The organism is Actinomadura oligospora ATCC 43269 (assembly GCF_000518265.1).
GTDB classification, from domain to species: domain Bacteria; phylum Actinomycetota; class Actinomycetes; order Streptosporangiales; family Streptosporangiaceae; genus Spirillospora; species Spirillospora oligospora.
The window spans coordinates 496,243-520,964 of record NZ_KI912411.1 but is presented as its reverse complement, the minus strand read 5'-3'; the positions used below and the strand labels follow the sequence as shown (position 1 = coordinate 520,964).

Genomic DNA, 24,722 nt, shown 5'->3' with positions numbered 1-24,722 from the left:
ACGGTCAGGCGCGCGCCGCGTCCGACGGGACGCGCCCGCCGGTCGGCAGCGGCCCCTCGTTCAGCCGGTTGCTGAACCGGCCGAGCAGCTTGGTCTGGGCCGTCTCCGGGACGCGCCTCCCGAGGATCGGCGGGATCCGGATGTTCGCCGGGTTGCGCTTGGCCATCTGGGAGACCAGGTTGACCCTCGGGTAGCGGGCCAGCTCGTACGCGCGCAGCCGGTCCGGGACGCTCCTGCTCTCGTCGGCGAGCTCGCGCCCGAGCACCCAGGCGTCCTCGAAGGTCTGGTTGGCGCCCTGGCCGAGGGTGGGCGGCATGGTGTGCGCGGAGTCGCCGAGCAGCGTGACGCGGCCCTCGCCCCAGACGCGCCGGACCTTGTTCCAGCGGTGGCCGAAGAAGTCCAGGTCGTCCTCGGTCGCGGAGGCGAGCACCTCGGGCACGGGGTAGGCCCAGTGCCCGAAGCGGCGGCGCAGCATGTCGAGCGGGGCGTCCGGACGCGGGTCAGTGGGCTTCCAGCGCACGTCGAACCACCACTGGAGCAGCCCCGGACCGGCCGGGATCAGCCCGCACGCGCCCTCCTTCCCGGTGATCATGTAGTGCAGCGTCGTGTCGGTGATGTCGATGTCGATCGGGCTGAGCCCCTGCCAGGTGCCGAACGACGCGGGCCTGACCGTGTCGTCGCCCCACAGCTGCCGCCGGACGACCGAGTGGATGCCGTCCGCGCCGACGACCAGGTCGCCGACGGCGGTCGTGCCGTCGTCGAACCTCGCGGTGGCCGAGTCGGCGTCGTGCGTCACGCCGACGCAACCGGTGCCGTAGCGGATCAGGTCGTCCGGCAGGCCGTCGGAGAGCAGGTCGACGATCCGCCGCCGGGAGATCGAACGGGTCGGGAAGCCGAAGGTCTCCGCCGTGTGCGCGAGGTCCATGCTGGTGCGGAGCCTGCCGGACGCGGTCCGCGCGTCGATCCGGTCGATGCGCCCGCCGACGCCCTCCAGGTCGATGCCGAGGTCGGACAGCACCGCCGCGCCGTTGCCGAAGATGGTGAGCGCCGCGCCGCCCGTCCGGCGTTCGGGGGCCTTCTCGAACACGCGCACGGTGTGCCCGTCCGCCAGGAGCCGCCGGGCCACGGCCAGTCCGCCGACCCCGGCGCCGATCACGATGACGTGCATGGTTGTCTCCCCTTCGATGTATCTCCGATCCGAAGATACATCGCATGGGAGTAGACTGGGAAAGTGCCCCATGGTCAGAGCGGTCCGGCGGACCTGTACCGAGAGTTCGTGATCGCGTTCATGCTGCACAACCAGTCGGTCGCCGACCGGCTCGGCCTGCAGACGGTGGACGTGGCCGCGCTGATCCTCATGGAGATGCGGGGCCCGCTCCCGGTCGGGGCGATCTCCGCCGAGCTCGACCTGCCGTCGGCGTCGGCTACCCGCCTGGTCGACCGGCTGGAGCGCGGCGGCTACGTCCGCCGGACGCGCAGCCCGCACGACCGGCGCGCCGTGATCGTCGAGCCGGTCGAGGAGGGCATGGCGGCGTACCACACCGCCGCGGCCACCTCGGAGCGCCACCTGGGGAAGGTCGCCGGGCACTTCGGCCCGGAGCAGGCCGCGATCATGCTGGAGATGTTCACCCACGTCGCCGCCGCGTACCGCGACGCGACCCAGGAACTCCGCGGGAAACCGACCTGACGGTCAGCGCGGAAAAGCGACCTGACGGTCAGCGGGGAAGGTGACCCGACGGTCAGTGCGGGAAAGGGCGACCTGACGGTCACCCGGGGGCTACGCCGAGGGGAGGGCGACCTCTTCGACGGCGCTGGTGCCCGATCCGGGGCGCGACTCCCACTCCCAGGTCTCCTCGAGCCGGAGCCGTCCGTCCGGCAGCGCCAGCAGCGCCGAGACGCAGTGCCCCGTGGAGGTCTCGCCCGCCGTGTTGAGCTGCGCGTACCGGAACTCGATCCTGTCCCCGTCCCGGACGCCGACCAGGAAGCCGCGGCGGATCGTCCCGCCCGCGTACTCGGCCCAGATCTCGCCGTCGCGCTCGTGGTACGCGAACTCGGTCGTCGTCCCGACCTCTCCGCCCACCGTGTCGGCCACGGCGCGGAACCGGCGTCCGTCCAGCGACGGCATGCTGCTCATGGCAGCACCCTATAGGGGCCGAATGCCGGACTTTGCCGTTCGTTCATCGTCCTCTCATGAACCACGAAGCGGGCTCTCATCTGCGGTTCCTTCCCTGTGGTCCGAAAACCGACCGCACGATCAGGAGGCAACCATGCGCAAGAGGCTCGCCATCGGCGTCGTCACGGGAGCGCTCGCGGCCGGAGCCGTCGCGGGGATGGCCGCAGGGCTCCCCGCGCTGGCCGACGGCTCCGCGAACGACGGGAAGTCCGGCACGTCCGGGCAGCACCAGGCGGACGGCCGCGACCACGGTTCCGGGCACGGCCCGGGAGGGGGACACTTCGCCGCGCTGCACGGGGAGGTCACCGTGAAGGACGAGAACGGCGCGTACGTCCTGCGGGACGTGCAGAGCGGCAAGGTGACGGCCGTGTCCGCGACCTCGCTGACCGTCCGGAGCGACGACGGCACCGGCTGGACGTGGACGCTGAACTCCGGCACCCGGGTCGGCCACGGGGAGAAGATCGACTCGATCAGGAACGGCGACACCGTCCGCGTGGAGGGCGCCCGCAGCGGCGACACCCGCACGGCCGCCTTCGTGGTGGAGCCCCCGTCCGGCGAGGACGGCGACCACGGGCACGCCGGTCGCCACCCGGGCGGCGACCACGACGGTCACGGCGACCGCGGCGGCCAGGGCGGCGGCGAGGACGGCGGGCAGGACGGCGGGCAGTCCGAGTGATCGCGGCCTGAGACGGCGGGGGCGGCGCGCCCGTCCCCGCCCTCCGGGCCGGTCAGGGCCGCCGGACCGCGGTGATCTCGATGTCCAGTTCGACCTTCGCGCTGACGAACGGCCTGGTCATGGCGTTCTTCACGCCCCAGTCGGTGGCGTCCAGCGTGGTCCGGCCGACGGCGGTCACCGCGCCCTCGGCGTCGGCGGCGGTCACCCGGAAGTCCATGGTGATCGGCCTGGTCGTGCCGCGGATGGTCAGGTCGCCGGTGATCCGGAAGGCCGAGTCGTCCAGGATCCGCACCTCCGTGGAGGCGAAGGTGAGGTCCGGGTGCCGGTCGGCCTTGAGGAACATCCGCCGCACCTGGCCGTCGCGCTGCCCGTTCCCGGTGTCCAGGCTCCCGGAGCGGATCGTGAGGCGGACGTGGGAGCCCGCCGGGTCGCCCGGGGTCAGGCGCGCGCTGCCCTCGAACTCGCCGAAGCGCCCGCGCACCCTGCCGCCGACGGTGTGCCGGGCGACGAAGCCGAGGCGCGAGCGCCCGGCGTCCGGGACGTAGTCGCCGGCGAGCTCGCTGAGCCTGTTCAGAGTGGTCATGATGTCGTGTTTCCCTGTCTTTCGGGTGAAGTGGCCGTTCGGTGGTACGACGACGTGGCGGCGCGGAATGTGAGGCGGGACGGCCGACCTCACATTCCGGACGGCCGTCTCGTCGTACCGATGACGGACGAGACCGACCGAAGGGGACGGCGACACCATGGACGGCAGAAGCGGGCCGGACGCCGGACGAGAGCCGGGGCCGGGCGCCGACGGCGGCGACGACGGCCTGAACGCGGTCATGAGCGAGCGCCGCCACCTGGTGAGCCTGGCGTACCGGCTGCTCGGCTCCCTGGCGGACGCCGAGGACGTCGTCCAGGAGACCTACACGCGCTGGTACGCCATGCCGCGCGAGCGGCAGGACGCGATCGAGAACCCCGCGGCCTGGCTGACCAAGGTCGCGGGCCGCGTCTGCCTGGACGTGCTCGGCTCCGCGCGCGTCCGGCGCGAGAGCTACGTCGGCGCGTGGCTCCCCGAGCCGGTGCCGGGACGGATCGACGCGCGGCCCGGCGACGGCGCCGCCGACCCGGCCGACCGCGTCACCCTGGACGAGTCGATCACCATGGCGTTCCTGGTCGTCCTGGAGGCGATGACCCCCGCCGAGCGCGTCGCGTTCGTCCTGCACGACGTGTTCCGGTACCCGTTCGCGGAGGTCGCCGAGGTCGTCGGCCGGACCCCGGCGGCGTGCCGTCAGCTCGCGGTCTCGGCCCGCCGCCGCCTGGACGCGGAGCGGACGCCCGCGACCCCGCCGCCGCGCAGCGCCCCGATCGTCCGGGACCTCCGGCGGGCGTGGGAGGCGGGGGACATCGGCGCGCTCATCGCCGTCCTCGCCGACGACGCGGTCGCGGTCGGCGACGGCGGCGGAGTCGTCTCGGCCCTGCTGGAGCCGGTCGAGGGAGCCGAGCCGATCGCCCGCTACCTCCTCGACGTCCTCGCGATGGCGCCGGACATGGAACTGCGCGAGCAGACGGTCAACGCCCTGCCCGGCCTGGTGGCGCTGCGTGAGGGAGCCATCGTCGCGGTCTTCACCTTCGGCTTCGAGGACGGTCGCATCGCGCGCATCTGGGCCGTCCGGAACCCGGAGAAACTTCGCCCCTGGACGGCGGACTGACCGCCCGCCCCGCCCGCATGCGCTTTCGCCCCCGCGACCGCGCGAGCGGGGACGGTCAGAGGCGGCCGGGGTTCGCGGTGCCGGTGCCGCGCAGGAGGGTGTCGACGACCAGCGTCGCCAGGGTGCCGGTGTCGTCGTCCTCCGTGCGGTGCAGGGTCGCCTGGTGGATGAGGCCGTAGTACGCGCGGCGCGCCCACGTGATGTCGACGTCCTCACGGAGGACGCCCGCGTCCCGCGCCCGTCGCAGCAGCCGCTCGCACGTCTCGCCGATCTCGGCGTTCATGCGCGCCACCTCGGGGACGGGCGACGACGCCTGGCTCGTCGCGAACGCCCAGTCGAGCTTCACCGCGAGGACGTTCGCGGTCGTCTGGTAGAGCGCGACCAGCGGCGGCGCGGTGTCGGGACGCCCGGCCTCGACCGCGTCGGCCAGCCGCTGGACGGCCCATACCCCGAGGGCCTCGATGAGCGCCTCGCGGGTGGCGAAGCGCCGGTGCACGGTCGTCCGGGCCACCCCGGCGGCCTCGGCGATCTGCTCCATCGTGGCCGCCGGGTCGCGGGCCAGGGTCCGCTCGGCCGCCTCGAGGATCGCCCTCACCGTCCGCTCGGCGTCCGCGCGGAGCGGACGCCGAGCGGACACCCCGTCCTTCGGTCCGCTGTTCGCCGAGGCCGCCTGCCCCTGAGCTGCCATGTCCAAAGTATACGGGCGAGTCCCCCTTCATCGGCTACTTGCAACATCAATGTTGCAAGTTGTACGTTCAGTGCATCGCACTTGATGCGACTAACGGTTGATCTCGAAGGGTGAGTCAGATGGAGTACACGCGTCTCGGACGCAGCGGCCTGTCGGTGTCCCGGCTGGTCCTCGGCACCATGAACTTCGGCATGAAGGCGTCCGAGGAGGACAGCCACAAGATCATGGACGCCGCCCGCGGGCACGGCGTCAACTTCTTCGACACCGCGAACGTGTACGGCCGGGTCCACGGCGACGGGGTCACCGAGGAGATCATCGGACGCTGGTTCGCCCAGGGTGGCGGACGGCGTGACGACACCGTCCTCGCCACGAAGGTGTACATGCGGGTGGGGGACGGGCCGAACGACGGCGGGCTGTCGGCCCTGCACATCCGGCGGGAGGTCGAGAAGTCCCTGAAGCGGCTGGGGACCGACCACATCGACCTGTACCAGATGCACCACATCGACCGGAGCACCCCGTGGGAGGAGATCTGGGAGGCGTTCGGCGTCCTGCGCCAGCAGGGGAAGGTGCTGTACTTCGGGTCGTCCAACTTCGCGGGCTGGAACATCGCGCAGGCGCAGGAGGCCGCCCGGACGCGGCACTTCCTCGGCCTGGTCAGCGAGCAGTCGATCTACAACCTGATGTCGCGCTGGGCGGAGCTGGAGGTGCTGCCCGCGGCCAGGCACTACGGCGTGGGCGTGATCCCGTGGTCGCCGCTGCACGGCGGGATGCTCAGCGGCGTCGTGCGCAAGAACCGCGAGGGCGTCGCCGAGCGCAGCGGCACGGGCCAGTGGGCCGAGACGTTCGAGCAGCACCGGGCCGCCCTGGAGGAGTACGAGAAGCTGGCCGCCGACCTCGGTGAGGACCCGGCGCACGTCGGCCTGGCCTGGCTGCTCGCGCAGGACGGCGTGACCGGCCCGATCATCGGCCCCCGGACGCTCGAGCAGCTGGAGGGCTCGCTGCGCGCCCTTGAGATCACGCTCGACGACGGCACCCTGGCGAAGCTCGACGAGCTCTTCCCGCCGCCCGGCCTGAACGGCCCCAAGCCCGCCCCCGAGGCCTACGCCTGGTAGGCCGCGCACGACACTGCCGGTGGGCCCGCGGCGCTCGCGGCCCCCGCGGTGACGTCCAGCGTCCGGCCTTCCGGGGCGGACGCCCGGTTGGTAGCGTCCGGGAACGGGACTCCCGAGACTGGTGGAGGACGTCGCATGACCGCACCCGCCGAGCAGGAAGTCAGGCTCACGTCGCTGTCGCCGGGCGCGGGATGCGCCTGCAAGCTCCCCCTCGCCAAGCTGGAGGGGCTGTTCGCCGCGCTCGGGCCGGGGCTGGAACCCGCGTCCGGCGACCTGCTGGTCGGCGCGGCGGAGGGGGACGACGCGGCCGTCCTGCGGCTGGACGACGAGCGCGCGCTCATCCTCACCACGGACTTCTTCACACCGATCGTGGACGACCCGTACGACTGGGGGCGGATCGCCGCCACCAACGCGCTGTCCGACGTGTACGCGATGGGCGGCCGTCCGCTGATGGCGGTGAACCTCGCCGCGTGGCCCGGGGACGACCTGCCCGTCGAGACGCTCGGCGAGGTGATGCGCGGCGGCGCGGACGCGGCGTCGGCGGGTGGCTGCCTCGTCGTCGGGGGCCACACCATCAGCGATCCGGTGCCCAAGTACGGCATGGCGGTCGTCGGCATGGCGCGTCCCGACAGGCTGTTCGCGATCGACAGGGCGGCGGCGGGGTGTCATCTCGTCCTGACGAAGGCGATCGGGACGGGCGTCGTGTCGACCGCGGTGAAGCGCGGCGCGGCCGATCCGGAGACGGTCGCCGCCGCGGTCGCGTCCATGACCACGCTCAACGCCGGGGCGTCCGAGGCGGCGCTCGCCGCCGGGGTGCGCGCCGCCACCGACGTCACCGGGTTCGGGTTGCTCGGCCACCTGCACCGGATGACGCGCGCCGCCGGAATCGCCGCCGAGATCCGCGCCGAGAGCGTCCCGCTGCTGCCGGGCGCCTTGGATCTGGCCGCCGCCGGGTTCGTCCCGGGCGGGACGAAGGCCAACACGACGTATCTGTCCGGCTTCGTCGCCATCGCCGACGGGCTCCCGCCGGAGCTCGCCGTCCTGCTGCACGACGCGCAGACCTCCGGCGGGCTCCTCCTCGTCGTCCCGGACGACCCCGACGCCCTCATCGCCGACCTGCGCGGACGCGGCCTGCCCGCCGCGCTCGTCGGACGCACCACCGAAGGCGAACCGGGTCACGTCACCGTCCGCTAGGCGCTCGTCTCAAAGTCGGCGCGCGCAGTTGGGCAGGTGGCTTTGAGACACGCCCTGGGCGCTCGCGAGTCGACTTGCGCCCGCGCGGGGCGGAGCGGGATGGTCGGCGGGGGAGCGCCGAGAGGAGAGACGATGTCGCAGGGGGAGCGGGGCCATCCGCTGTTCGCCCGGTACTACGCGCGGATGATCCCGATGCTGGACCGGGACCTCGCCCCGACCCGGGCCGAACTGCTCAGGGGCGTCCGCGGCGACGTCATCGAGGTCGGCGCGGGAACCGGGTCCACCTTCCCGCACTATCCGCCCGAGGTCGGCCGGATCCTGGCGGTGGAGCCGGAGGGCCGCCTTCGGGAGGTCGCCGAGGACGCCGCCGGACGTTCCCCGATCCCGATCGAGGTCGTGCCGGGCACCGCCGCGCGGCTCCCCGCCGTGGACGCGTCGTTCGACGTGGCGGTGACGTCGCTGGTGCTGTGCAGCGTCCCCGACCAGGCCGCGGCGCTGGCCGAACTGGCCCGCGTCCTGCGTCCGGGCGGTGAGCTGAGGTTCTTCGAGCACGTCCGCGCCGGGACCCCGGGACGGCAACGCGTGCAGGACGTCCTCGACGCCACCCTGTGGCCCCGGATGGTCGGCGGCTGCCGGACGGGCCGCGACACCGTCGCCGCCGTCCGGAGGGCGGGCTTCGACCTCGAACGCCTCGACCGGCTGGGACGCGCCGACACCGGCATGCCGTTCCCGGCGTCCCCGCAGGTCCTCGGCATCGCGCGCCGCCCGTCCCGGCCCTGAGCCGAAGGCCGGCCTTAGGACAGCCCGTCCCGGGGGCCTCGGACGACGCCGGGCGGGTGGACGAAGGTGGTGCCTGTGCCACCGCGAAGAGTGGCACTGGTGGCGCTGTGCGGCCCCCGGGCCGCCGGTTGACTTCCGGGCATGGATGACGTGGTTCAACTTCGTTCGGTGCGCCGGGTGTTCGGGTCCGGCCCTGGAGCGGTCACGGCCCTCGACGGCGTGACGGCGGCCTTCGCGGCGGGCTCGTTCACCGCGGTCATGGGACCGTCCGGCTCGGGCAAGTCGACCCTGCTGCAGTGCGCGGCGGGCCTGGACCGGCCGACCTCCGGCACCGTCGTCGTCGCGGGCGCGGAACTGGACCGGCTGGGCGAGACCGCGCTGACCCGGCTGCGCCGCGACCGGATCGGCTTCGTGTTCCAGGCGTTCAACCTGGTCCCGTCGCTCACCGCCGAGCAGAACGTCGGCCTGCCGCTGCGGCTGGCGGGACGGCGGCCGAAGGCGGCGGAGGTCCGGGCCGTGCTGGCGGACGTGGGGCTGGCAGGCCGGGCCGGGCACCGGCCGGGCGAGCTGTCCGGCGGCCAGCAGCAGCGCGTGGCGATCGCCCGCGCGCTGGTCACCCGCCCCGCCGTGCTGTTCGCCGACGAGCCGACCGGGGCGCTCGACACCGCCACGTCCCACACCGTCCTGGACCTTCTGCGCGGCCTGGCCGACGAGCGGCGGCAGACGATCATCATGGTCACGCACGACCCGGTCGCCGCGTCCCGGGCCGACCGCGTGGTGTTCCTCGCCGACGGACGGCTCGCCGGAGAACTCGTCGGCGCCGAGCCCGAGCGGGTGGCCGCGCACGTCACCCGGCTGGAGGCGCGCGCATGCTGAGCATCGCCCTGTCCACGCTGCGGACGCGCCGCCTCTCCCTGGCCGGGACGTTCGTCGCGCTCGCCCTGGGCGTGGCGATGACCGCCGCCGTGGGCCTGGCGCTCGCCGCGACGCTCGACCCGGCGCAGCGGCCCAGGCCGCAGCGGTTCGCGGAGGCCGACGCGGTCGTCCGGCCCGTCCGGACGTTGACCGTGACGGCGGAGGGCAGGACGCAGCACCAGACGCTTGAGGCATCGAAGGGGCTGCCCCCTGAACTCGTGGCGAGAGTGAGCGCGGCCGTTCCGGTCGTCCAGGACCGCGTCTTCCCCGCGCACGTGGTCGGCGACGGGCCGACCAGCGTCGGGCACCCCTGGTCCGTGGCGCGGTTCGGCGGGTACCGGCTCGTGGCGGGGACCGGTCCGCGCACGTCCGGAGAGATCGTGCTCGCCGGTGAGGGCGCGCGGCCAGGCGATCGCGTCGGCGTCATGACCGGCTCCGCCGTCCGGACGTACACGGTCTCCGGGGTCACGGCGCCGGTCGGGTTCGAGCACGCGGTGTTCTTCGCCGACCGCGAGGCGGCGAGGCTGTCCCCACGCGTGGACGGCCTGGCGGTCACGGGTCCGGCGGACGCCGCGCGGCGCGCCGCCGCGACGTCCGCCGAGGTGCTCACCGGCGCGTCCCGGCACGACGCCGACCCCGACCCGGACCGCGAGCGCCGCGCGCTGAACGACACCGACGTGCTGCTCGGCATCGCCGCGGGCATCGCCGGGTTCGTCGCGGTGTTCGTCGTCGCGTCCACGTTCGCGCTGGCCGTGACGCGGAGGCGGCGCGAGCTGGCGCTGCTCCGGGTCATCGGGGCGACACCGCGGCAGGTCCGGCGGCTGCTGACGGCGGAGTCGCTGCTCGTCGGCCTGCTCGCCTCGGCAGCGGGCTGCGCCCTGGCGCCGGTGGCCGCGCGGCTCCTCGGGCGCTGGCTCGTGCGGTGCGGGCTCGCGCCGTCGTGGTTCGACGTCCCGGTGACGGCCTGGCCGCTCGTGATCGCGTTCCTGACCGGCCTCACGGTGTCGCTGCTCGGCGTGACGGCGGCCTCGCGGCGGGCGGGACGGATACGTCCGGCGGAGGCGTTGCGGGAAGCGAGCGTCGAGGGACGCGCGATGACGCCCGCCCGGTGGCTGCTCGGGCTGGCCGCGTTGGGCTCCGGCGTCGCGACCATGGCCACGACCGCCGTGAACGACCCGGCCTCGGCCGCCAACCGGAAGGGCCACACCCCGGCGATCATGCTGTTGATCATCGGCGCGGCGCTGCTCGCGCCCGTCGTCGTGCCCCGGCTGACACGGCTGCTCACCTGGCCCCTGACCCGATCCGCCGGCGCCACCGGGCTGCTGGTGCGGGAGAACACCCTCGCATCGGCCCGCCGGACGGCGTCGGTCGCCGCGCCCGTCCTGATCACGGTCGGGCTCTCCGGTGCCCTGCTCGGCACGGGCTCCTCGGTGGACGCGACCAAGGCCGCCGAGGCCCGGCAGCACGTCCGCGCGGACCTCGTCGTCAGGCCCAGCGGAGGCGGCGGGGTCAGTGACGCGGTGCTGAACCGGGTGCGTTCCGTCCCGGGAGTCGAGGCGGTGCCCATCGGGCGGACGCCGGTGTACGCGATCGGCGACGGCGGAGGGCTCCGGCGGTTCGACGCGCAGGTCGTCCGGGCGGGCGATCTCGGCAGGACCGAACGGCTGGAGGTGAGCAGCGGCACGATCACGAACCTCGGCGACGACGCGCTGGTCGTGGACAGGGAATGGGGTCGGAGGCCCGGCGACCGGGTGGACCTGTGGCTCGCCGACGGCACGCGGACGTCCGTGCGCGTGGCGGCGGCCCTGAAGAGCGGGCTGGACGACGGGACGACCTACCTGACGTCCGCGCACGGCGGCCCGTCCCCGATCGGACGCGTCGACGTGATCGTCCAGTCGGACGCGGATCGCTCCGCGGTGGCCCGCGAGCTTCGCGCCGTGACTCGAGGGCTCGGCGTCGAGACCGTCCCCGCGTGGGCAGCCGACGACGGGACGTCCGGCAAGGGCCGGAGCAGCAGGCTCGGCATCCTGGTGACGCTGGGCATCGCCCTCGCCTACTGCGGGATCGCGGTGGCGAACACCCTGGCCATGGCGGCGGCCGACCGGTCGCGTGACCAGGCCGTCCTGCGGCTGTCCGGCGCGACGCCGCTCCAGGTGGCGCTGGTGGCGGCCGGTGAGGCCGTTGTGGTGGTGTGCGTGGGCGTGGTGTCGGCCCTGGCGGTCTCGGCGGTCAGCCTCGCCGGAACGTGGGTGGCGCTGAGGCGCGTGACCGGCGCGGCCTCACTCGTCGTGCCCTGGCAGCCGCTCGCCGCCGCCACGGGAGTCTGCGCGCTCATCGCGCTGCTGGCCACGCTCGTGCCGGTCATCGGGCCGTCGCGCTCCCGCGTCACCGGGGCCGGGTTGCGCGACTGAGCCTTCACGGGCGCGGTGACCTCCGGCGGACGGTCCGCAGCCGCGAGGTCACCCGCTCGGACGCCGCCGAGACGACCACCGACCGCGCCCGGACGTCCGCCACGGCGACCCAGAACCGGTCCCCGAACACCCGGACGTCCGCGGGCAGGTCCACGCGGCGGCCGGTGAACGTCACCCGCACCGGCGCGCCGCCCGGTGGGAGCTGGCCCCACGCGACCGCCCACCCCCGTCCCCGCACCGCGCCGCGCAGCAGCGACGGGGCGAACCCGTCCGCCACGGTCACGTCGTACAGGCCTCCGTGGACGTAGACCTCCAGCGCGGCGCGGCCCCGCGTCCCCCGGGCCAGGCGCACCCGGCACCGGTCGGAGCCGAGCGCGTCGAGCCCGTCCGCCGTTGACCGCGTTGACCGCGTGGATTCCAACTCCATGACCGACATCCCCGAACCTCGCCTTCAGCAGCTTGTGCTTCCAGCATCGGGGTGCGCGACGCGGCTGTCGGTAGCTCCTGTTTCCGTCCGGCGGTAGTGCTGGCGCTACCCTTCCGGACGGCAGGCGCGCACCACAGGGACGAACGCCGGGAGCAACGCGAGCGACAGCGCGGAGACGCCGAGCGCCGCCGGGTCGGCCCGCGAACCGAGGGCACCGCCGAGCAGCGCGCCCGCCTCGGTCGCCGCACCGGCGACGAGGACCCAGACGCCGAGCCGGAGCCGTCCCGGACGCGGCGGAACGACGAACCGCGCGCCGAGGTCGGCCGCGACCAGGCTCGCGCGGGCCGCGCCGACGGCCAGGGCCGTCCACCAGGCGGCGAGCGCGACACCGCGCAGCAGCAGCGGCGGATGGTGCGCGCCGCCGAGCCGCACGACGGCGACGACGGCCCCGGCCAGCGCCACCGGAAGCGTGAACCGGAGGACGGCGGCGCGGACCAGCGCGCGCACGAGCGCCACGCTCGGCCTCGGCAGCGGGGCGATCAGGACGAGCCCGGCGAGCATGACCGCGATCCCCGCCGACAGCGCCGTCGAGTGGCCCGCGCCGCGTGCCAGCGAGTCGTCGGTCTCGACGCCGACGTGGGCGACGAACCAGCACAGCGCGGTGAGGGAGATGGCGAGCGTGGTCGTGCGCAGCCGCCGTTCCGCCCGCGAGTCGGCGGGCCAGAGCCCGGGGTGGAGCCACATGTCCGCGATGCCGAGCAGGGTGTCCGGCCAGGACCGCCACCCGGCGGCGGCGATCTCGGCCTCCAGGTCCGGCCCCCACTGCTCGCGGAACGCCTCCGGGTACAGGCGCGCCAGGACGCGCGCGGCGGTCATGCCGGGGACACCCCGAGGCTGCGCAGGCCGACGGCGGCGACATGGGCCATCGCCCGCAGCTCCTCCTCGAGGGCGCGCCGCCCCCCGGCGGTGAGCCGGACGGGCCGCTGGCGGCCCTCGCCCTCCAGGTGCTCGACGAAGCCCTTGGCCTCGAGCCGGGTCAGCGCCCCGTACAGGCTGCCCGGCCCGAGCCGGTTCCCGGTGAGCCGCTCGATCGCGCTGTTGATGGCGTAGCCGTGCATCGGGCCGTCCGCCAGCACGCACAGCACGAGCGTCTGCGAGTCGTTGACCTGCACGGATTCCCCTCCGACGGCTGTTACTACGCGCCAAGTATCACCCACCGGCCGCCCGTCCCGCCAGTCCGGCGGATCCCGCGCGGAGTTACTACACAACGCGTACTACGAGGCGCGTACTATGGCGCCATGGAATCCTCCGGTGAGAGGGCGCGGCCGACCGCGCCCGTGAGCGTGGCCGTGATCGGGCTGAGCCTGGTGGCGGCGGGCCTGTTCGAGGCGTTGTCGGTGGTCGCGACCCAGGACAAGACGGTCAGGGCGGTGAGCCCCTGGCAGGACGATCCGTACGACGCGGTCGTGTCGTTCTGCGTGTTCGCGGTGCCGATGCTCGCGGCGGTCGTCCTGCTGCGGCTGCCCGTCTGGCGCGCGCCGGGCGGGCCCGACCGCGCGCAGCAGACGGCCCGTGCGGCCGGGGCGATGCTCACGCTCGTCGCGTTGACCCTCGTCGCCGAATGGGCCGCCGTCATCGGCCGCGTCGGCCATGCGGACTGGAACGGCCGGACGTCGTTCCTCATCGGCGGCCTCGTGGCGAACTCGCTGGTCACCGGGCTTGCACTGGCGCTGCTGTGGCGGGGGCGCGCGCCGCGCGGCTCGTCCGGCCGGTGGCGGCACGACTGGCTCGGCGACGTCCTCCTCCTGGGGGACCGCGTGCGGGCGCCGCGCTGGGCCGTTCGTCCGGAGGTCGCCGACCGGGTGCGGCGGCACGCTCTGACGGTGTTCGTGGCGGCGAGCGCGCTGGCCGCCGCCGGGATCACGGCCTCACAGGCGATCGGCGAGGCGTGGACGAGCCCGCTGCTCGTCCTCTGGATGTTCGCCGTGGAGCTGGTCGGCTTCCTGGCGTTCTGCCTGCTGACCAACGCGGTCGCCGGGTTCCTCGCCCGTCCGGCCCGGTCGCGCGGGCGGTGCGTGTCCGAGTCGTCGCTGGTCGTCGGGGCCGTCGCGACCCACCTCGCCGTCGCGTTCCGGAACGCGCTGTGGCCCGGCGCCCGACCGCTGACGTCCGTGCCGACCCTGTTCGCCTTCACCTTCGGCGTGGGGCTGGCCGCCGGGATCGCCGCCGTCCTGGTCCAGTCGGCCCGGAGGGGCGGGTCAGGTTCCGCGCGGGCCGGTCTCCGGGGGAGCGGGGCGCAGGACTGACAGCAGCGTCGTCTGGAGGACGCCGGCGGCCCGGTCCCGGTCGAGGGCGCCCGCGGCGACGTCGTCCGCGGCGGCGTGGAGCAGCGCGTAGACGGTCGTGACGAGCCAGCCCGTGGTCAGGTCGGTCCGGAACGCGCCGGTGGAGCGTCCGCGCTCGACCAGCGCGCGGACGGCCTCCATCGGCTGGTCGTGGTGCTCGCGGACCTCCTCGGCGGGCAGCGCGCGGCGCGCCGCCTCGTGCAGGCGCCCGTACCGGCTGAGCGCGGGCCAGCTCTCGCGGACCAGCCGCGCGAACGCCTCCTCCGGCGGCCCGTCGCCGCCGGGGTCGGCGGCCCCGGTCACCGCCGCCATGCTCTCCTCGATGGCCCGCGCGAGGACGGCCCGGACGAGGTCCTCGCGCGACGGGAAGTGCGCGTACACGGTGACGCGCCCGACGCCCGCGGCCTTGGCGATCTCGCCGACGCTCGCGTCCGGCGCGCGGGTGAGCAGGTCGGCCGCGGCGTCCAGGATCGCGGCGATGTTGCGTTCGGCGTCCGCGCGGCGGCGCGTGGTTCCCGCACTCGGCATGCGCCCAGCCTACCCGTAAGTCGAACAACACTGTTGGAGTTCGTCCTCGGGACGGGGTACGTTAAGTCGAACAGCGCTGTTCGGCTTATGTTCGTCCCGTCCTGAGGAGAAGTCCGTGGCTCACCCCCACGCCACCCCCGACCCGCACGCCCATTCCGATCCGCACCTGCCGCACGGCGCGCACACGGAGCACGCTGCCCACGCGGCCCACGCGGCCCATGGCGATGAGCACGGTGGCCACCCGGCGCACGGTCACGCGCCCGACCCGCGCCGCTGGCGGGCGCTGGCGCTGCTGAGCATCGCCCAGTTCATGCTCATCCTGGACGTCACGGTCATCAACGTCGCGCTGCCCGACATCGGCGCCGACCTGCACCTCGGCCGCACCGCCCTGACCTGGGCCGTGACCGCCTACACGCTGTTCTTCGGCGGCCTGATGGCGCTCGGCGGACGGGTCGCCGACGCGTTCGGCGCCCGCCGCGTCCTGCTGACCGGGCTCGCGCTGTTCACCGCCGCCTCGCTCGCCACCGGCCTCGCCGGGAACTCCGCCCTGCTCATCGGCGGACGCGTCGTCCAGGGCATCGGCGCGGCGCTGCTGTCCCCGGCGGCGCTGTCCACCGTCACCACCGCCTTCCACGGGCCCGAGCGGAACAGGGCCCTCGGCGTCTGGGCGTCCCTCGGCGGGATCGGCTTCGCCGCGGGCGTCCTGTTCGGCGGCGCGCTGACCGCCGGGCCCGGCTGGCGCTGGGTGTTCTTCGTGAACGTCCCGGTCGGGCTGGTCCTGCTCGCCGTCCTGCCCGCCACGCTCGGCGCCGCGCGCTCCGCCGCCACGCGCGACCTCGACCTGCTCGGCGCGGCGACCGTCACGGCCGCCACCGGCTCGTTCATCTACGGCATGGTCCACGCGGGCGACGCCGGATGGTCCACCGCCGGGACGCTGCTGCCGCTCGCCGCCGCCGTCCTGCTCTACGCGGTCTTCGCCCTGGTCGAACGGCACGTCCGGAACCCGCTGATGAACGTCCGCATGCTCGGCCGCCGCCCGGTCGCCGTCGGGGGATTCCTGATGCTGATCGCGTCCGGCCTGCTGATCTCGATGTTCTTCCTGGGCTCGCTCTACCTGCAGCACCTGCGGGGGATCGGCGCGCTGAGGACCGGCCTGCTGTTCCTGCCCGCCGCGTTCGCCACCGGCGTCGGCGCCCACCTCGCCGGACGCCTCGTCGGGACGGTCGGACGCCGTCCGGTCGCGGTCACCGGGCTCGGCCTGGTGGCGATCGGCACCGGCCTCCTGACCCTCCTCCCGTCGTCCGGGAGCGTCACCCTGCACTTCCTGCCCGGCATCACGATCGCCGCCGCGGGCGTGGGCCCGGTGTTCGTCACCGCCACCACCTCGGCCCTCGCGCACATCACGCACTCCGAGGCCGGGCTGGTCTCCGGCGTCATCAACACCTTCCACGAACTGGGCGCGGCGATCGGCGTGGCGCTCGCCTCCACGATCGCCGCCTCCGGCATCGGCGCGGCGCCGTCCGTCGGCGGCTTCACCCGCGCGTACACCGTGTTCGCGATCACCGCGGGCGTGGCCGCCGTCCTGGCCCTGTGGCTCGTCCCTCCGGGGAAGCCCGAGATGACCGGCGGCCCGCACGTCCACTGAAGCCGGTCCGGTCCCCGGCCACGCTCCGGCCGGGGACCGGGCCGCGGCCCGTCAGGCGCGGCCCGCCACCGACGCGATCTTCGCGGGGTTCATCTGCCAGAGGACCTGGTGGACGCCGTCCTCGGAGACACCGAGGGCGAGGACGGCGAACGGCTCGCCGTTCCGAACAGCAGCGCCGCGGGCTGCCCGTTCACACTGGTCACGCGCACGTCCACGCCCGTCCAGAAGTGATGGGCGAACGCCCGGACGTACCGCGCGACGCGTCCGGCGCCCACCACCGGGAACCGGGACGCCCGGACGGCCCCGCCGCCGTCGGAGTGGCTGACCGCGTCCTCGGCGAGGATCTTCTCCAGCCCGGAGAGGTCCCCGGCGCGGGCGGCGGCCACGAACTCGTTGTCGCCGCTCGGACGGCTCATCTCTCTCCTCCACAGATGGTTCGGACGAGGGCCTCCGGGCCGGGGGGCGCCGGACGGGACTCGGGCGGCACCGGGCGGGGCGCGGGCCGCCGGACGACGTGCACCAGCCGGACGGCGATCTGCCCGGCGGCGAACAGCCGGCCGAGCCGCTCGCCCTGCCGGTCGGCGAGCGCCATCGCCGGGTCGGCCCGGTGCTGGGACGCGACGACCGCGGCGACCCGGTCGGCCCGGCGTTTCCAGGAGGGCGGCGCGTCCGGCCGGTCGATCTCCTGCACCGGGGCGAACCCCGTCGCGGCGAGCAGCCCGCCGAGCTCGCGCCGGGTCGGGAAGACGTTGCCCTCCGGCGCGGGCAGGACGAGGCGGCCCCGCGCCACGACGACCAGCAGGCCGAGCGACCCGCCCGGACGCAGGACGCGGTGGACCTCGCGGAGCAGGGCCGCCTTGTCCCGGACGACGTCCAGCACGCCCAGGCACCAGGCGGCGTCGACCGACCCGTCCCGGAGCGGGACGCGGGTGCCGTCCGCCGCGATGACCGGCAGGCCGAACAGCCGCGCGGCGGCCCGTCCGGCGGCGGGCATCGGCTCCAGCAGGATCGGCCGGACGCCGAACCGCTCGGCGGCCCAGGCGGCCGGGCCGCCGACGCCCGCCCCGACGTCCAGCAGCCGCGTCCCGGGGGACAGCTCGCACGCCTCGGCCAGCCATGCCAGCGCGGCCGGGTTCGCGCTGCCCCGGCACGCGGCCGGGATCGCGTAGGCCGGACCGAGCTGCTCCACGGCGTCGGCCGTCCATCCGGCCACGTCGTCGAACTCCGCCGTCAGCGCGGACACAGTCGCAGGCCCGGACGCAGACGCGGACATGGACGCAGACGTGGACAAGTGGACCTCCCCGATCCGGTGCGACCCACGCGCCGCGGGATCTCGTCCGGACGGACGTCCCGTCGGTGGGTGGCGGTCACGGCGTTCAGGCGCCGCGCGGACCCCTCAGGTGCGCGCGCTGGGCTAGTTCGGCCTCGTCCACCAGCACGACCATGGGCTTCTCGGGGTCGCAGAACATCGTCACCAGGAAGCGGACCGGAACGTCGTCGCGGGCGTTGCCGTCCTGGTAGTGGATGACGTCTCCGCCGGGCTCCCAGAAAGCCTCACCGGCCCTGACGACCCGCTCGCCCTGTCCTTCGAGCTCGAACCGCATCTCGCCTTCCAGTACATACCCGAACGCGGGCCCGGGATGCCGGTGCGGCGGGCGCCCGCGTCACCGGGCGGGTACTCGATGGTCACGGTCATCGCGTGCGCGCCCGCCGGGACCGGCGGCGGGGCGACGTCCTGGACCACGGTGAGCGCGGTCATCCATGCGGGCTGGGCGGTTTCATGGGACATGGGGGAACCTCCTTGATCGGGTGCGGGACGGGTCACTTGGCCGGGTTGTCCGGCAGCCACCCTGCGTAGGTGATCTCGCCGAGGGTCGCGCCGTCGAGGGGGACCAGGTCCCGGTCGCGCATCTCGGCGCCGAAGTAGCGCGCCTTCGGGTCGGTGACGACCTCGCGCGGGTCGCCCCAGGCGGCGAGGGCCTTCCGGAAGAACTCGTCCATCCGGTACTGCTCGGGCCCGGCGATCTCGACGCCCTTGTTGAGCGGCGCGCCGACCGCGGTCCGGCCGACGGCCTGCGCGACCTCGTCGCCCGCGATCGGCTGGAACCGCACCGGCGGGATCCGGACCGAGCCGTCGACGGTCGCCTCGTCGGCGATCCGGTGCGCGAACTCGAAGAACTGCGTCGCGTGGACGACCGAGAACGGGATGCCGGAGTCCTCGATCAGCTTCTCCTGGGCGAGCTTGGCCCGGAAGTAACCGACGTCGGGCCGCCGCCCGGTGCCGACCACCGACAGCGCGACGTGGTGGCCGACGCCCGCGCCCCTCTCGGCGGCGAGCAGGTTGCGGGTGGAGGTCTCGAAGAACTCCAGCACCGCCGCGTCCTCGAAGGACGGCGAGTTGGACACGTCGATCACCACCGACGCGCCGGCCAGCGCGTCGGCCAGGCCCTCGCCGGTGAGCGTGTTCACGCCGGTGTTCGGCGAGGCCGCGACCGCCTGGTGGCCGTGCTCGCCGAGCCTGGCCACGAGCTTGCCGCCGATGAGGCCGGTGCCCCCGATGACCACGATCTTCATGACTGCCCCTTTCGGTTCCGGGCGGTCTCCGCCGCCCGGTCGTCAGCTATGACCGGACGGCCCCGGGCCCTGTGACAACTCCGCCGGAAGATCTTCGAGATCCGGACGGGATCCGGGAGATCCGCGTCCGGCCGTCACAGACGGGCCCCCTGCCCGGTCTTTGTCAGCAGGACGGACGTATGACCGACGGGAGAGACCGTGCCGCCGACAGAGAGCGCGCCGCCGACAGGGCCCCTGACATCGCCGGAACGCCAGATCCCGACAGAGCCCCGGACACGGGCGGAGCCGGTGGACCGGATCCGGGTCCGGATGGCCGCGCGGGCCGTCGACGAACCGCACCGCGCGTCCAGCCAGCTCGAACTGCTGTTCGATCTCACGTTCGTGATGGCGGTCGCGGCGGTCACCGCGCAGCTCGCGGGCCACGTCGCGGACGGACGCGCCGGGGCGGGAATCGTCCCGTTCCTGCAGGTCTTCTTGCCCTGTGGTGGGCCTGGATGAACTTCACCTGGTTCGCGTCGTCGTACGACACCGACGACGCCGCCTACCGGGCGCTGACCATGGTGCAGATGGCCGGTGTTCTGGTGCTCGCGGCGGGCGTCCCGGCGGCGGCCGGGCACTCCGACTACCGCGCCGTCGCGATCGGGTACCTCGTCATGCGCCTGGCCCTGGTCGCGCAGTGGATCCGGGCCGGCGTCGAGGATCCGGACGGTCGGCGAACGGCGTTCCGCTACGCGTCCGGAATCACGTCCGCGCAGGCGGGCTGGATCCTCTGGCTCGTCCTGGGCCGGACGGACGTCCTGCCGTCATGGGCGCGGCTGCCCTGCTTCGCCGCCCTGGTCGTCCTGGAGCTGGCGGTGCCCGCCTGGGCGGAGCGGGCGGCGCCGACCGCCTGGCATCCGCACCACATCGCCGAGCGGTACGGCCTGTTCGCGATCATCCTGTTCGGCGAGAGAGCGTGCTCGCGGCGTCCGACGGGGTCGGGGGGCGCGCTCGACGGGGGAGCGGTGGGCCGTCCGCTGATCATGGTCGCCGCGGCCGGGCTCGTCCTGCTGCTCTGGACGGTCCACACGCCGCTCCTGGACGAGCCGGTGCTGCGCCCGCCGGTGGCGCTGACCGGCGCCGCCGCGATCCTGCTCCTGCCGCTGGCGGCCCCGCGCACCGGGGTGGTCACGGTCGTCACGGCGATCGCGGGCGTCTGCGTCCTGGTGACCGTCGCGGCGATCGTCCCGGGGAAGGTGGTCAGGACGGCGTGAAGTCGTGGGCGACGAGCGCCGCCCGCAGCTGCGGAAGATCCCCCGGACAGGTCGGATCCAGGCCGGTCAGGACGGCGACGCGCCGCAGCCGGTAGTCCACGGTGTTCGGGTGGACGTGCAACAGCGGCGCGGCCCGCCGCCTGCTGAACTGGCTGGCCACGTACGCGCGCAGCGTCTCGAGCAGGACCGGATGGCCGTCCAGGACGGCGAGCAGCCCGGCCAGGTGCGTGCGGGCGGGCCCGGGACGCGACAGCTGGTAGTCGAGCAGCACGTCGGTGATCCGGTACGCGCCCGGCGCCCGCCCGGTGATCCGGACGATCTCCAGGATGTCCGCCGACTGCCGCGCGGCGTCGGCGACGGACGCGGCGGCCGTGGCGGCGACCCCGGCGTGGACGGCCGTCCCCGCGCGGTCGGAGATGCGGGCGACGAGCCTGGTCAGCCGCTCCCAGCCGTCGGCGAGCGCCGTCTCCGGGTCGTCCACGGGCAGCAGCGCCGTCCCGCCGTGCGCGTTGAGCGCGTGCAGCGCCCGGTCCCGGCCGTGGTGGTCGATCTCCGCCTGGATGCGCCGGAGCTTGCGGCGCGCGGCGACGCTGCTGCTCACGCCGGAGTCGGTCTCGTCCGGGTGGGCGCCGAGGGCCAGGGTGAGCACGGCGTACGCGGGGGCCGGGCGCACGCCCGCGCGGCGGGCCGCCTCGCGCGGGTCCTGGCCGTCCAGCAGCGCGGACAGCACCTCGTGCCGGGCCGCCTGGTCCTGGCCGTGCAGGGCCTGGTGCTCCTCGACGTAGGCGTCCGCGACGGCCGCCGACACCAGCTGCAGGACGTCCAACAGGATCCGCTGAACCTCGACGATGGCGTCCAGGTCGGCGGGTCCGGCGCGGGCGACCAGTGCGTCCAGGCCCATCCGCCAGCCGAGGTGGTACGCCGACAGGACCGCGCCCAGCGGCACGCCCTCCTCGGCCCGGCGGGCCGCCGACCGCGTCATCTCCACCAGGTCGGCGGAGGCGGGAAGCCGCCCGGTCCGCAGCGTCCGCACGAACACCCGCAGGTTGCCCTCGACGACCCGGGTGATGTCCCCGGCGAGCTCCTCGCGCGGCAGCGCCGAGTAGGTCGGGAACCGGTCGGCGAACGTCGCCACCATCCGGCGCGCCAGCGCGGGCACCTGAGCGCCGAGCAGCGAGTCCGCCGGAACCCCGCCGAGCCTTGGCGCGGCGCTCCTTCCGCCCGACGGCGCGGCGCTCCTTCCGCCCGACGGCGCGGCGCCTTCCCCGCCGGATGACGCCGGGGTCCGTCCGCCGGGTGACGCGGGGTTACCGGCCGGTTTGGTCTCCGTCACAGGATCTCCCGCCCATCTCTGGATATTTCCCTGATGGTCATCGGGTCCGGCGGGCTGAGTATTGCATCGCCCCCCAAGGAGGACCCCGTGCCACTCAGAGCCCGTCCCCTGCTCCGCCGGACCTTCGTCACCCTCGTCCCCGCCGCGCTCGCGGCGCTCGCGCTCGCGCCCGCCGCCCGCGCGGCCGCGCCCGAGTACGTCGCGCTCGGCGACTCGATGGCGTCCGGGCCGCTGATCCCCGACATCACCGGCCCCCTGGCCTGCGCGCGCTCGACGCACAACTACGCGCACGAGCTCGCGTCCACGCTGGGCGTCGCCGGACTGACCGACGTGACGTGCAGCGGCGCCGCGTCCAAGCACATGACCGAGCCGCAGAACCTCAGCGTGCTCGGGCAGCCCGCGGGCACCGCCCCGCCGCAGTTCGACGCGCTGACCGCCGACACCAGGCTCGTCACGCTGACGATCGGCGGCAACGACGCCGGCCTCGTCGGCGTCGCGCAGGACTGCGTCAACCTGCTCCCGACCGGGACGCCCTGCAAGACCAAGTACACGCAGGGCGGCGTCGACCAGGTCGCCGCGCGCATCGACGCGTTCGAACCGAAGCTCTCGGCCGTCCTGGACGGCATCCGCCAGCGGTCGCCGCAGGCCCGCGTCGTGGTCACCGGTTACGGCCTGTACATCAAGCCCGGCGGCTGCTGGCCCGTCGTGCCCGTCCTGCCCGTGGACGCCGACTGGCTCCAGGGCGGCGTCAACCGGATGAACGGCGTGATCGCGCGGCAGACCGCCGCGCACGGCGTGACCTACGTCGACCTGGTCACGCCGAGCGCGGGCCACGACGCCTGCCAGTCGGCGTCCGCCAAGTGGCTGGAGGGGTTCGTGCCGACGTCGGCGGCGGCGCCGCTGCATCCGAACAGGCAGGGCGAGGCGAACTACGCCCGCATCATCGCCGGTCGGATCCAGGCGGCCCGATGAGGATCGGGGCCGCGCTGGTCGCGCTGCTCACGGCGGCGGCCCCGGCCGTGGTGGTCCCCGCCACCGCGGCCGAGGCGGGGACCTCGGTGGCGGCGGCGCACGTGTGCGACCCGGCCGACACCGCCGCGTGCATGCTGCCGTTCCCGAACAACTGGTTCACCGTGCCCGACCGCGCCACCGCGACCGGACGCCGCGTGAACCTGTCGCCGCTCGCGACCCCGCGCGCCGGGGGAGTGCTCCCCGCCGACCCGAGGGAATGGAACCGCAACGACGGTTTCTCCCCGGGCTCGGCGCTGCTCACCCGCGTGCCGGGTCTGGACCCGGCCCGGACCGGCGCGGCCCCGATCACCGACATGGCCCGTTCGCTCGCCCCGGACGCGCCGATCGTCCTCATGGACGCCGCGACCGGCGAACGCCGGCCGTACTTCGCCGAACTGGACGCCAACGCGCCCGAGTCCCGGCGGCTGCTCCTGGTCCGTCCCGCCCGCAACCTCCGCGAGGGCCACCGCTACCTGGTGCTCCTGCGCGACCTCAAGGACGCGGACGGGAAGACGATCCAGGCGACGCCCGCCGTCCGGCGCATGCTGGCGGGCCACCCGATCGGCGGCACCGAGAAGGAGCGCGGCGCCGCCCTCCGCCAGACCGCGCGGGAGCTGAACGGCCACCACGTCTCCACCGCGGGGCTCTACCTGGCCTGGGACTTCACCGTCGCGTCCACGCGGAACCTCACCGAACGGGCCGTCCACATGCGGGACGACGCGTTCCGCGGGCTCGGCAAGCGCGCGCCCACGTTCACGGTCGGCAAGGTCACCGACTTCACCACCGACCAGGACCCGTACCTGGCCCGGCGCGTCGAGGGCACCGTCGACGTCCCCAGCTACCTCGACCTGCCCGGCGGCCCGCCCGGCTCCTCGATGCACTACGGACGCGACGGCCTGCCCGCGCAGATCCCCGGCAACGTGCAGAAGGCGAACTTCCGCTGCAACATCCCGCGCAGCGCGCTGACCAAGCCGGCCCAGCCGGTTCTGTACGGGCACGGGCTCATGGGCAGCGCGTCCGAGATCGACAGCGAGAAGCTGCGGCGCGCGGCGCAGCAGCACGACATCATGCTGTGCGCCACCGACTGGATCGGGATGTCCCAGGGCGACATCGCGAACGTCGCGAGCGTGCTGCTGAACGTCACGCGGTTCAACACCGTCCCGGACCGGCAGCAGCAGAGCTACCTGGACTTCCTGTTCCTCGGACGCGAGCTCGTCCACCCGCAGGGCTTCACGGCGAACGCCGCGTTCCGCTCGCCGGACGGCGGCCGTCCGCTCATCGGCGGCGGGCTGGCGTACGCGGGCGCGAGCCAGGGCGGCATCCAGGGGGCGGCGCTCACCGCCCTCGCCACCGACTGGCGGCGGTCCGCGCTGATCGTCCCGGGCATCAACTACAGCACGATGCTGAACCGCAGCGTCGACTTCTCCGAGTACGAGACGCTGCTCAACATCAGCTACCCGGACAAGCTCGAACAGCAGCTCGTCCTGAACCTCATCCAGATGCTCTGGGACCGCGGCGAGGGCGACGGCTACGCCGCGCACGTCACCCGCGACCCGCTGCCCGGCACCCCGCGGCACCAGGTGCTCGTCCACGAGGCGTTCGGCGACCACCAGGTCGCCAACATCGCCACCGAGGTCATGGCGCGCACGCTCGGGGACGTCCCGGTGCGGCAGCCCGCGCTCGCCCCCGGACGCAAGCCCGACGTCACCCCGTTCTGGAACCTGCCCGCCCTCACCCGCTTCCCGGCCACCGGGTCCGGCCTGGTGATCTGGGACAGCGGCACCCCCGCGCCGCCGGTCACCAACACCCCCAACACCGCCGGGAGCGACCCGCACGGCGACACGCGCGGCTCGGCCGAGGCCATGGCGCAGCTCGCCGCGTTCCTGCGCACCGGCCAGATCATCGACACCTGCGCCGGAAACCCCTGCACCATCCATCCGCAAGGCTGAGAGCCCCTCGAGGAGCA

25 protein-coding genes and 1 pseudogene are annotated in these 24,722 nt (G+C 74.4%); 13 read left to right on the top strand and 13 right to left on the bottom strand.

Annotated features, from left to right (window positions below; all coding sequences use genetic code 11):
• Positions 1-4: 4 nt before the first annotated feature.
• Positions 5-1,168 carry an FAD-dependent monooxygenase gene (locus P696_RS51170; protein ID WP_034489123.1) on the bottom strand — a complete coding sequence of 388 codons (1,164 nt, stop codon included), beginning with the start codon at positions 1,166-1,168 and terminating at the stop codon, positions 5-7.
• Positions 1,169-1,231: 63 nt separating this feature from the next.
• On the opposite strand from P696_RS51170, the gene P696_RS0139315 reads away from it, so the two are divergent.
• Complete coding sequence (locus P696_RS0139315) at positions 1,232-1,687, top strand: MarR family winged helix-turn-helix transcriptional regulator (RefSeq protein WP_026416616.1); 456 nt, start codon at positions 1,232-1,234, stop codon at positions 1,685-1,687.
• Between the two features lie 90 nt (positions 1,688-1,777).
• Here P696_RS0139315 and P696_RS0139310 read toward each other — a convergent pair whose 3' ends face one another.
• The gene (locus P696_RS0139310) at positions 1,778-2,134 is read right to left on the bottom strand and encodes an avidin-fold protein (RefSeq protein WP_211245975.1); all 357 of its coding nucleotides are present in this window, start codon (positions 2,132-2,134) and stop codon (positions 1,778-1,780) included.
• A gap of 133 nt (positions 2,135-2,267) precedes the next feature.
• On the opposite strand from P696_RS0139310, the gene P696_RS53445 reads away from it, so the two are divergent.
• Positions 2,268-2,849, top strand: coding sequence for a DUF5666 domain-containing protein (locus tag P696_RS53445; RefSeq protein ID WP_051468857.1), 582 nt, complete (start codon positions 2,268-2,270; stop codon positions 2,847-2,849).
• Positions 2,850-2,901: 52 nt separating this feature from the next.
• Here P696_RS53445 and P696_RS0139300 read toward each other — a convergent pair whose 3' ends face one another.
• Positions 2,902-3,432 (bottom strand): YceI family protein, encoded by a 531-nt coding sequence (locus tag P696_RS0139300; protein ID WP_026416614.1) that lies wholly within the window; start codon positions 3,430-3,432, stop codon positions 2,902-2,904.
• Positions 3,433-3,589: 157 nt separating this feature from the next.
• On the opposite strand from P696_RS0139300, the gene sigJ reads away from it, so the two are divergent.
• Positions 3,590-4,540, top strand: a complete 951-nt coding sequence (gene sigJ / locus P696_RS0139295; RefSeq protein WP_026416613.1) for an RNA polymerase sigma factor SigJ — start codon at positions 3,590-3,592, stop codon at positions 4,538-4,540.
• Between the two features lie 55 nt (positions 4,541-4,595).
• On the opposite strand, the gene P696_RS0139290 is transcribed toward sigJ, so the two are convergent.
• Positions 4,596-5,228, bottom strand: coding sequence for a TetR/AcrR family transcriptional regulator (locus P696_RS0139290; RefSeq protein WP_084338891.1), 633 nt, complete (start codon positions 5,226-5,228; stop codon positions 4,596-4,598).
• A 119-nt stretch (positions 5,229-5,347) separates the two neighbouring features.
• Between P696_RS0139290 and P696_RS0139285 the strand changes: the two genes are divergently transcribed.
• The 5 genes from P696_RS0139285 to P696_RS0139265 all read left to right on the top strand — a co-directional run bounded on the left by P696_RS0139285 (position 5,348) and on the right by P696_RS0139265 (position 11,640).
• Positions 5,348-6,340 (top strand): aldo/keto reductase, encoded by a 993-nt coding sequence (locus P696_RS0139285; protein ID WP_026416611.1) that lies wholly within the window; start codon positions 5,348-5,350, stop codon positions 6,338-6,340.
• Positions 6,341-6,475: 135 nt separating this feature from the next.
• Positions 6,476-7,534: a selenide, water dikinase SelD gene (selD, locus tag P696_RS51160; protein ID WP_034489120.1), complete on the top strand. Its 1,059-nt coding sequence runs from the start codon at positions 6,476-6,478 to the stop codon at positions 7,532-7,534.
• Between the two features lie 132 nt (positions 7,535-7,666).
• Positions 7,667-8,314 (top strand): class I SAM-dependent methyltransferase, encoded by a 648-nt coding sequence (locus P696_RS0139275; protein WP_026416610.1) that lies wholly within the window; start codon positions 7,667-7,669, stop codon positions 8,312-8,314.
• Between the two features lie 141 nt (positions 8,315-8,455).
• Positions 8,456-9,190 (top strand): ABC transporter ATP-binding protein, encoded by a 735-nt coding sequence (locus tag P696_RS0139270; RefSeq protein ID WP_026416609.1) that lies wholly within the window; start codon positions 8,456-8,458, stop codon positions 9,188-9,190.
• The gene (locus P696_RS0139265; protein WP_026416608.1) at positions 9,184-11,640 is read left to right on the top strand and encodes an ABC transporter permease; all 2,457 of its coding nucleotides are present in this window, start codon (positions 9,184-9,186) and stop codon (positions 11,638-11,640) included. Before P696_RS0139270 ends, P696_RS0139265 begins: the two co-directional genes overlap by 7 nt.
• A gap of 4 nt (positions 11,641-11,644) precedes the next feature.
• On the opposite strand, the gene P696_RS0139260 is transcribed toward P696_RS0139265, so the two are convergent.
• From P696_RS0139260 to P696_RS0139250, 3 genes are all read right to left on the bottom strand, one after another.
• Positions 11,645-12,067, bottom strand: coding sequence for a hypothetical protein (locus tag P696_RS0139260; RefSeq protein ID WP_157430204.1), 423 nt, complete (start codon positions 12,065-12,067; stop codon positions 11,645-11,647).
• A 105-nt stretch (positions 12,068-12,172) separates the two neighbouring features.
• Positions 12,173-12,943: a hypothetical protein gene (locus tag P696_RS0139255; protein WP_026416606.1), complete on the bottom strand. Its 771-nt coding sequence runs from the start codon at positions 12,941-12,943 to the stop codon at positions 12,173-12,175.
• Complete coding sequence (locus tag P696_RS0139250; protein ID WP_026416605.1) at positions 12,940-13,239, bottom strand: PadR family transcriptional regulator; 300 nt, start codon at positions 13,237-13,239, stop codon at positions 12,940-12,942. Before P696_RS0139250 ends, P696_RS0139255 begins: the two co-directional genes overlap by 4 nt.
• 126 nt (positions 13,240-13,365) lie before the next feature.
• Here P696_RS0139250 and P696_RS0139245 point away from each other — a divergent pair, with 126 nt between their 5' ends.
• Positions 13,366-14,373 (top strand): hypothetical protein, encoded by a 1,008-nt coding sequence (locus tag P696_RS0139245; RefSeq protein WP_157430203.1) that lies wholly within the window; start codon positions 13,366-13,368, stop codon positions 14,371-14,373.
• Here P696_RS0139245 and P696_RS51155 read toward each other — a convergent pair.
• Positions 14,326-14,940: a TetR/AcrR family transcriptional regulator gene (locus P696_RS51155; protein WP_034489114.1), complete on the bottom strand. Its 615-nt coding sequence runs from the start codon at positions 14,938-14,940 to the stop codon at positions 14,326-14,328. The genes P696_RS0139245 and P696_RS51155 overlap by 48 nt on opposite strands.
• A gap of 115 nt (positions 14,941-15,055) precedes the next feature.
• Between P696_RS51155 and P696_RS0139235 the strand changes: the two genes are divergently transcribed.
• On the top strand, positions 15,056-16,585 hold the full coding sequence (locus P696_RS0139235) for an MFS transporter (protein WP_245627979.1): 1,530 nt from the start codon (positions 15,056-15,058) through the stop codon (positions 16,583-16,585).
• A gap of 89 nt (positions 16,586-16,674) precedes the next feature.
• Here P696_RS0139235 and P696_RS0139230 read toward each other — a convergent pair whose 3' ends face one another.
• From P696_RS0139230 to P696_RS0139215, 4 genes are all read right to left on the bottom strand, one after another.
• On the bottom strand, positions 16,675-17,001 hold the full coding sequence (locus tag P696_RS0139230) for a sigma-70 family RNA polymerase sigma factor family protein (RefSeq protein ID WP_026416602.1): 327 nt from the start codon (positions 16,999-17,001) through the stop codon (positions 16,675-16,677).
• A complete protein-coding gene (locus tag P696_RS51150; protein WP_211245974.1) occupies positions 16,998-17,828 on the bottom strand; it encodes a class I SAM-dependent methyltransferase in 831 nt (276 codons plus the stop codon). The genes P696_RS0139230 and P696_RS51150 overlap by 4 nt, the downstream gene beginning before the upstream one ends.
• A gap of 133 nt (positions 17,829-17,961) precedes the next feature.
• Positions 17,962-18,189 carry a cupin domain-containing protein gene (locus P696_RS57710; RefSeq protein ID WP_245627978.1) on the bottom strand — a complete coding sequence of 76 codons (228 nt, stop codon included), beginning with the start codon at positions 18,187-18,189 and terminating at the stop codon, positions 17,962-17,964.
• Positions 18,190-18,406: 217 nt separating this feature from the next.
• Complete coding sequence (locus P696_RS0139215; protein WP_026416601.1) at positions 18,407-19,159, bottom strand: SDR family oxidoreductase; 753 nt, start codon at positions 19,157-19,159, stop codon at positions 18,407-18,409.
• A gap of 309 nt (positions 19,160-19,468) precedes the next feature.
• Between P696_RS0139215 and P696_RS51140 the strand changes: the two are divergent.
• Positions 19,469-20,412: pseudogene (locus tag P696_RS51140) on the top strand (low temperature requirement protein A).
• Here P696_RS51140 and P696_RS51135 read toward each other — a convergent pair.
• A complete protein-coding gene (locus P696_RS51135; protein ID WP_211245973.1) occupies positions 20,399-21,745 on the bottom strand; it encodes a PucR family transcriptional regulator in 1,347 nt (448 codons plus the stop codon). The pseudogene P696_RS51140 and the gene P696_RS51135 sit on opposite strands and share 14 nt — an antisense overlap.
• Before the next feature lie 87 nt (positions 21,746-21,832).
• On the opposite strand from P696_RS51135, the gene P696_RS51130 reads away from it, so the two are divergent.
• Both P696_RS51130 and P696_RS0139195 read left to right on the top strand, forming a co-directional pair.
• Entirely contained in the window at positions 21,833-22,717 is an 885-nt protein-coding gene (locus P696_RS51130; RefSeq protein ID WP_051468851.1) for an SGNH/GDSL hydrolase family protein, read from the top strand.
• Complete coding sequence (locus tag P696_RS0139195) at positions 22,714-24,705, top strand: hypothetical protein (protein ID WP_026416600.1); 1,992 nt, start codon at positions 22,714-22,716, stop codon at positions 24,703-24,705. The genes P696_RS51130 and P696_RS0139195 overlap by 4 nt, the downstream gene beginning before the upstream one ends.
• The last annotated feature ends 17 nt before the right edge of the window (positions 24,706-24,722 follow it).

Coding starts and splice junctions, on each gene's coding strand:
- P696_RS0139310 (WP_211245975.1), bottom strand. CDS start 2,134: ATGAGCAGCATGCCGTCGCTGGACGGACGCCGGTTCCGCGCCGTGGCC.
- P696_RS0139290 (WP_084338891.1), bottom strand. CDS start 5,228: ATGGCAGCTCAGGGGCAGGCGGCCTCGGCGAACAGCGGACCGAAGGAC.
- P696_RS0139265 (WP_026416608.1), top strand. CDS start 9,184: ATGCTGAGCATCGCCCTGTCCACGCTGCGGACGCGCCGCCTCTCCCTG.
- P696_RS0139285 (WP_026416611.1), top strand. CDS start 5,348: ATGGAGTACACGCGTCTCGGACGCAGCGGCCTGTCGGTGTCCCGGCTG.
- P696_RS0139230 (WP_026416602.1), bottom strand. CDS start 17,001: ATGAGCCGTCCGAGCGGCGACAACGAGTTCGTGGCCGCCGCCCGCGCC.
- P696_RS0139255 (WP_026416606.1), bottom strand. CDS start 12,943: ATGACCGCCGCGCGCGTCCTGGCGCGCCTGTACCCGGAGGCGTTCCGC.
- P696_RS57710 (WP_245627978.1), bottom strand. CDS start 18,189: ATGCGGTTCGAGCTCGAAGGACAGGGCGAGCGGGTCGTCAGGGCCGGT.
- P696_RS0139215 (WP_026416601.1), bottom strand. CDS start 19,159: ATGAAGATCGTGGTCATCGGGGGCACCGGCCTCATCGGCGGCAAGCTC.
- P696_RS0139245 (WP_157430203.1), top strand. CDS start 13,366: ATGGAATCCTCCGGTGAGAGGGCGCGGCCGACCGCGCCCGTGAGCGTG.
- sigJ (WP_026416613.1), top strand. CDS start 3,590: ATGGACGGCAGAAGCGGGCCGGACGCCGGACGAGAGCCGGGGCCGGGC.
- P696_RS0139195 (WP_026416600.1), top strand. CDS start 22,714: ATGAGGATCGGGGCCGCGCTGGTCGCGCTGCTCACGGCGGCGGCCCCG.
- P696_RS0139300 (WP_026416614.1), bottom strand. CDS start 3,432: ATGACCACTCTGAACAGGCTCAGCGAGCTCGCCGGCGACTACGTCCCG.
- P696_RS51155 (WP_034489114.1), bottom strand. CDS start 14,940: ATGCCGAGTGCGGGAACCACGCGCCGCCGCGCGGACGCCGAACGCAAC.
- P696_RS0139275 (WP_026416610.1), top strand. CDS start 7,667: ATGTCGCAGGGGGAGCGGGGCCATCCGCTGTTCGCCCGGTACTACGCG.
- selD (WP_034489120.1), top strand. CDS start 6,476: ATGACCGCACCCGCCGAGCAGGAAGTCAGGCTCACGTCGCTGTCGCCG.
- P696_RS51170 (WP_034489123.1), bottom strand. CDS start 1,168: ATGCACGTCATCGTGATCGGCGCCGGGGTCGGCGGACTGGCCGTGGCC.
- P696_RS0139260 (WP_157430204.1), bottom strand. CDS start 12,067: ATGGAGTTGGAATCCACGCGGTCAACGCGGTCAACGGCGGACGGGCTC.
- P696_RS0139270 (WP_026416609.1), top strand. CDS start 8,456: ATGGATGACGTGGTTCAACTTCGTTCGGTGCGCCGGGTGTTCGGGTCC.
- P696_RS53445 (WP_051468857.1), top strand. CDS start 2,268: ATGCGCAAGAGGCTCGCCATCGGCGTCGTCACGGGAGCGCTCGCGGCC.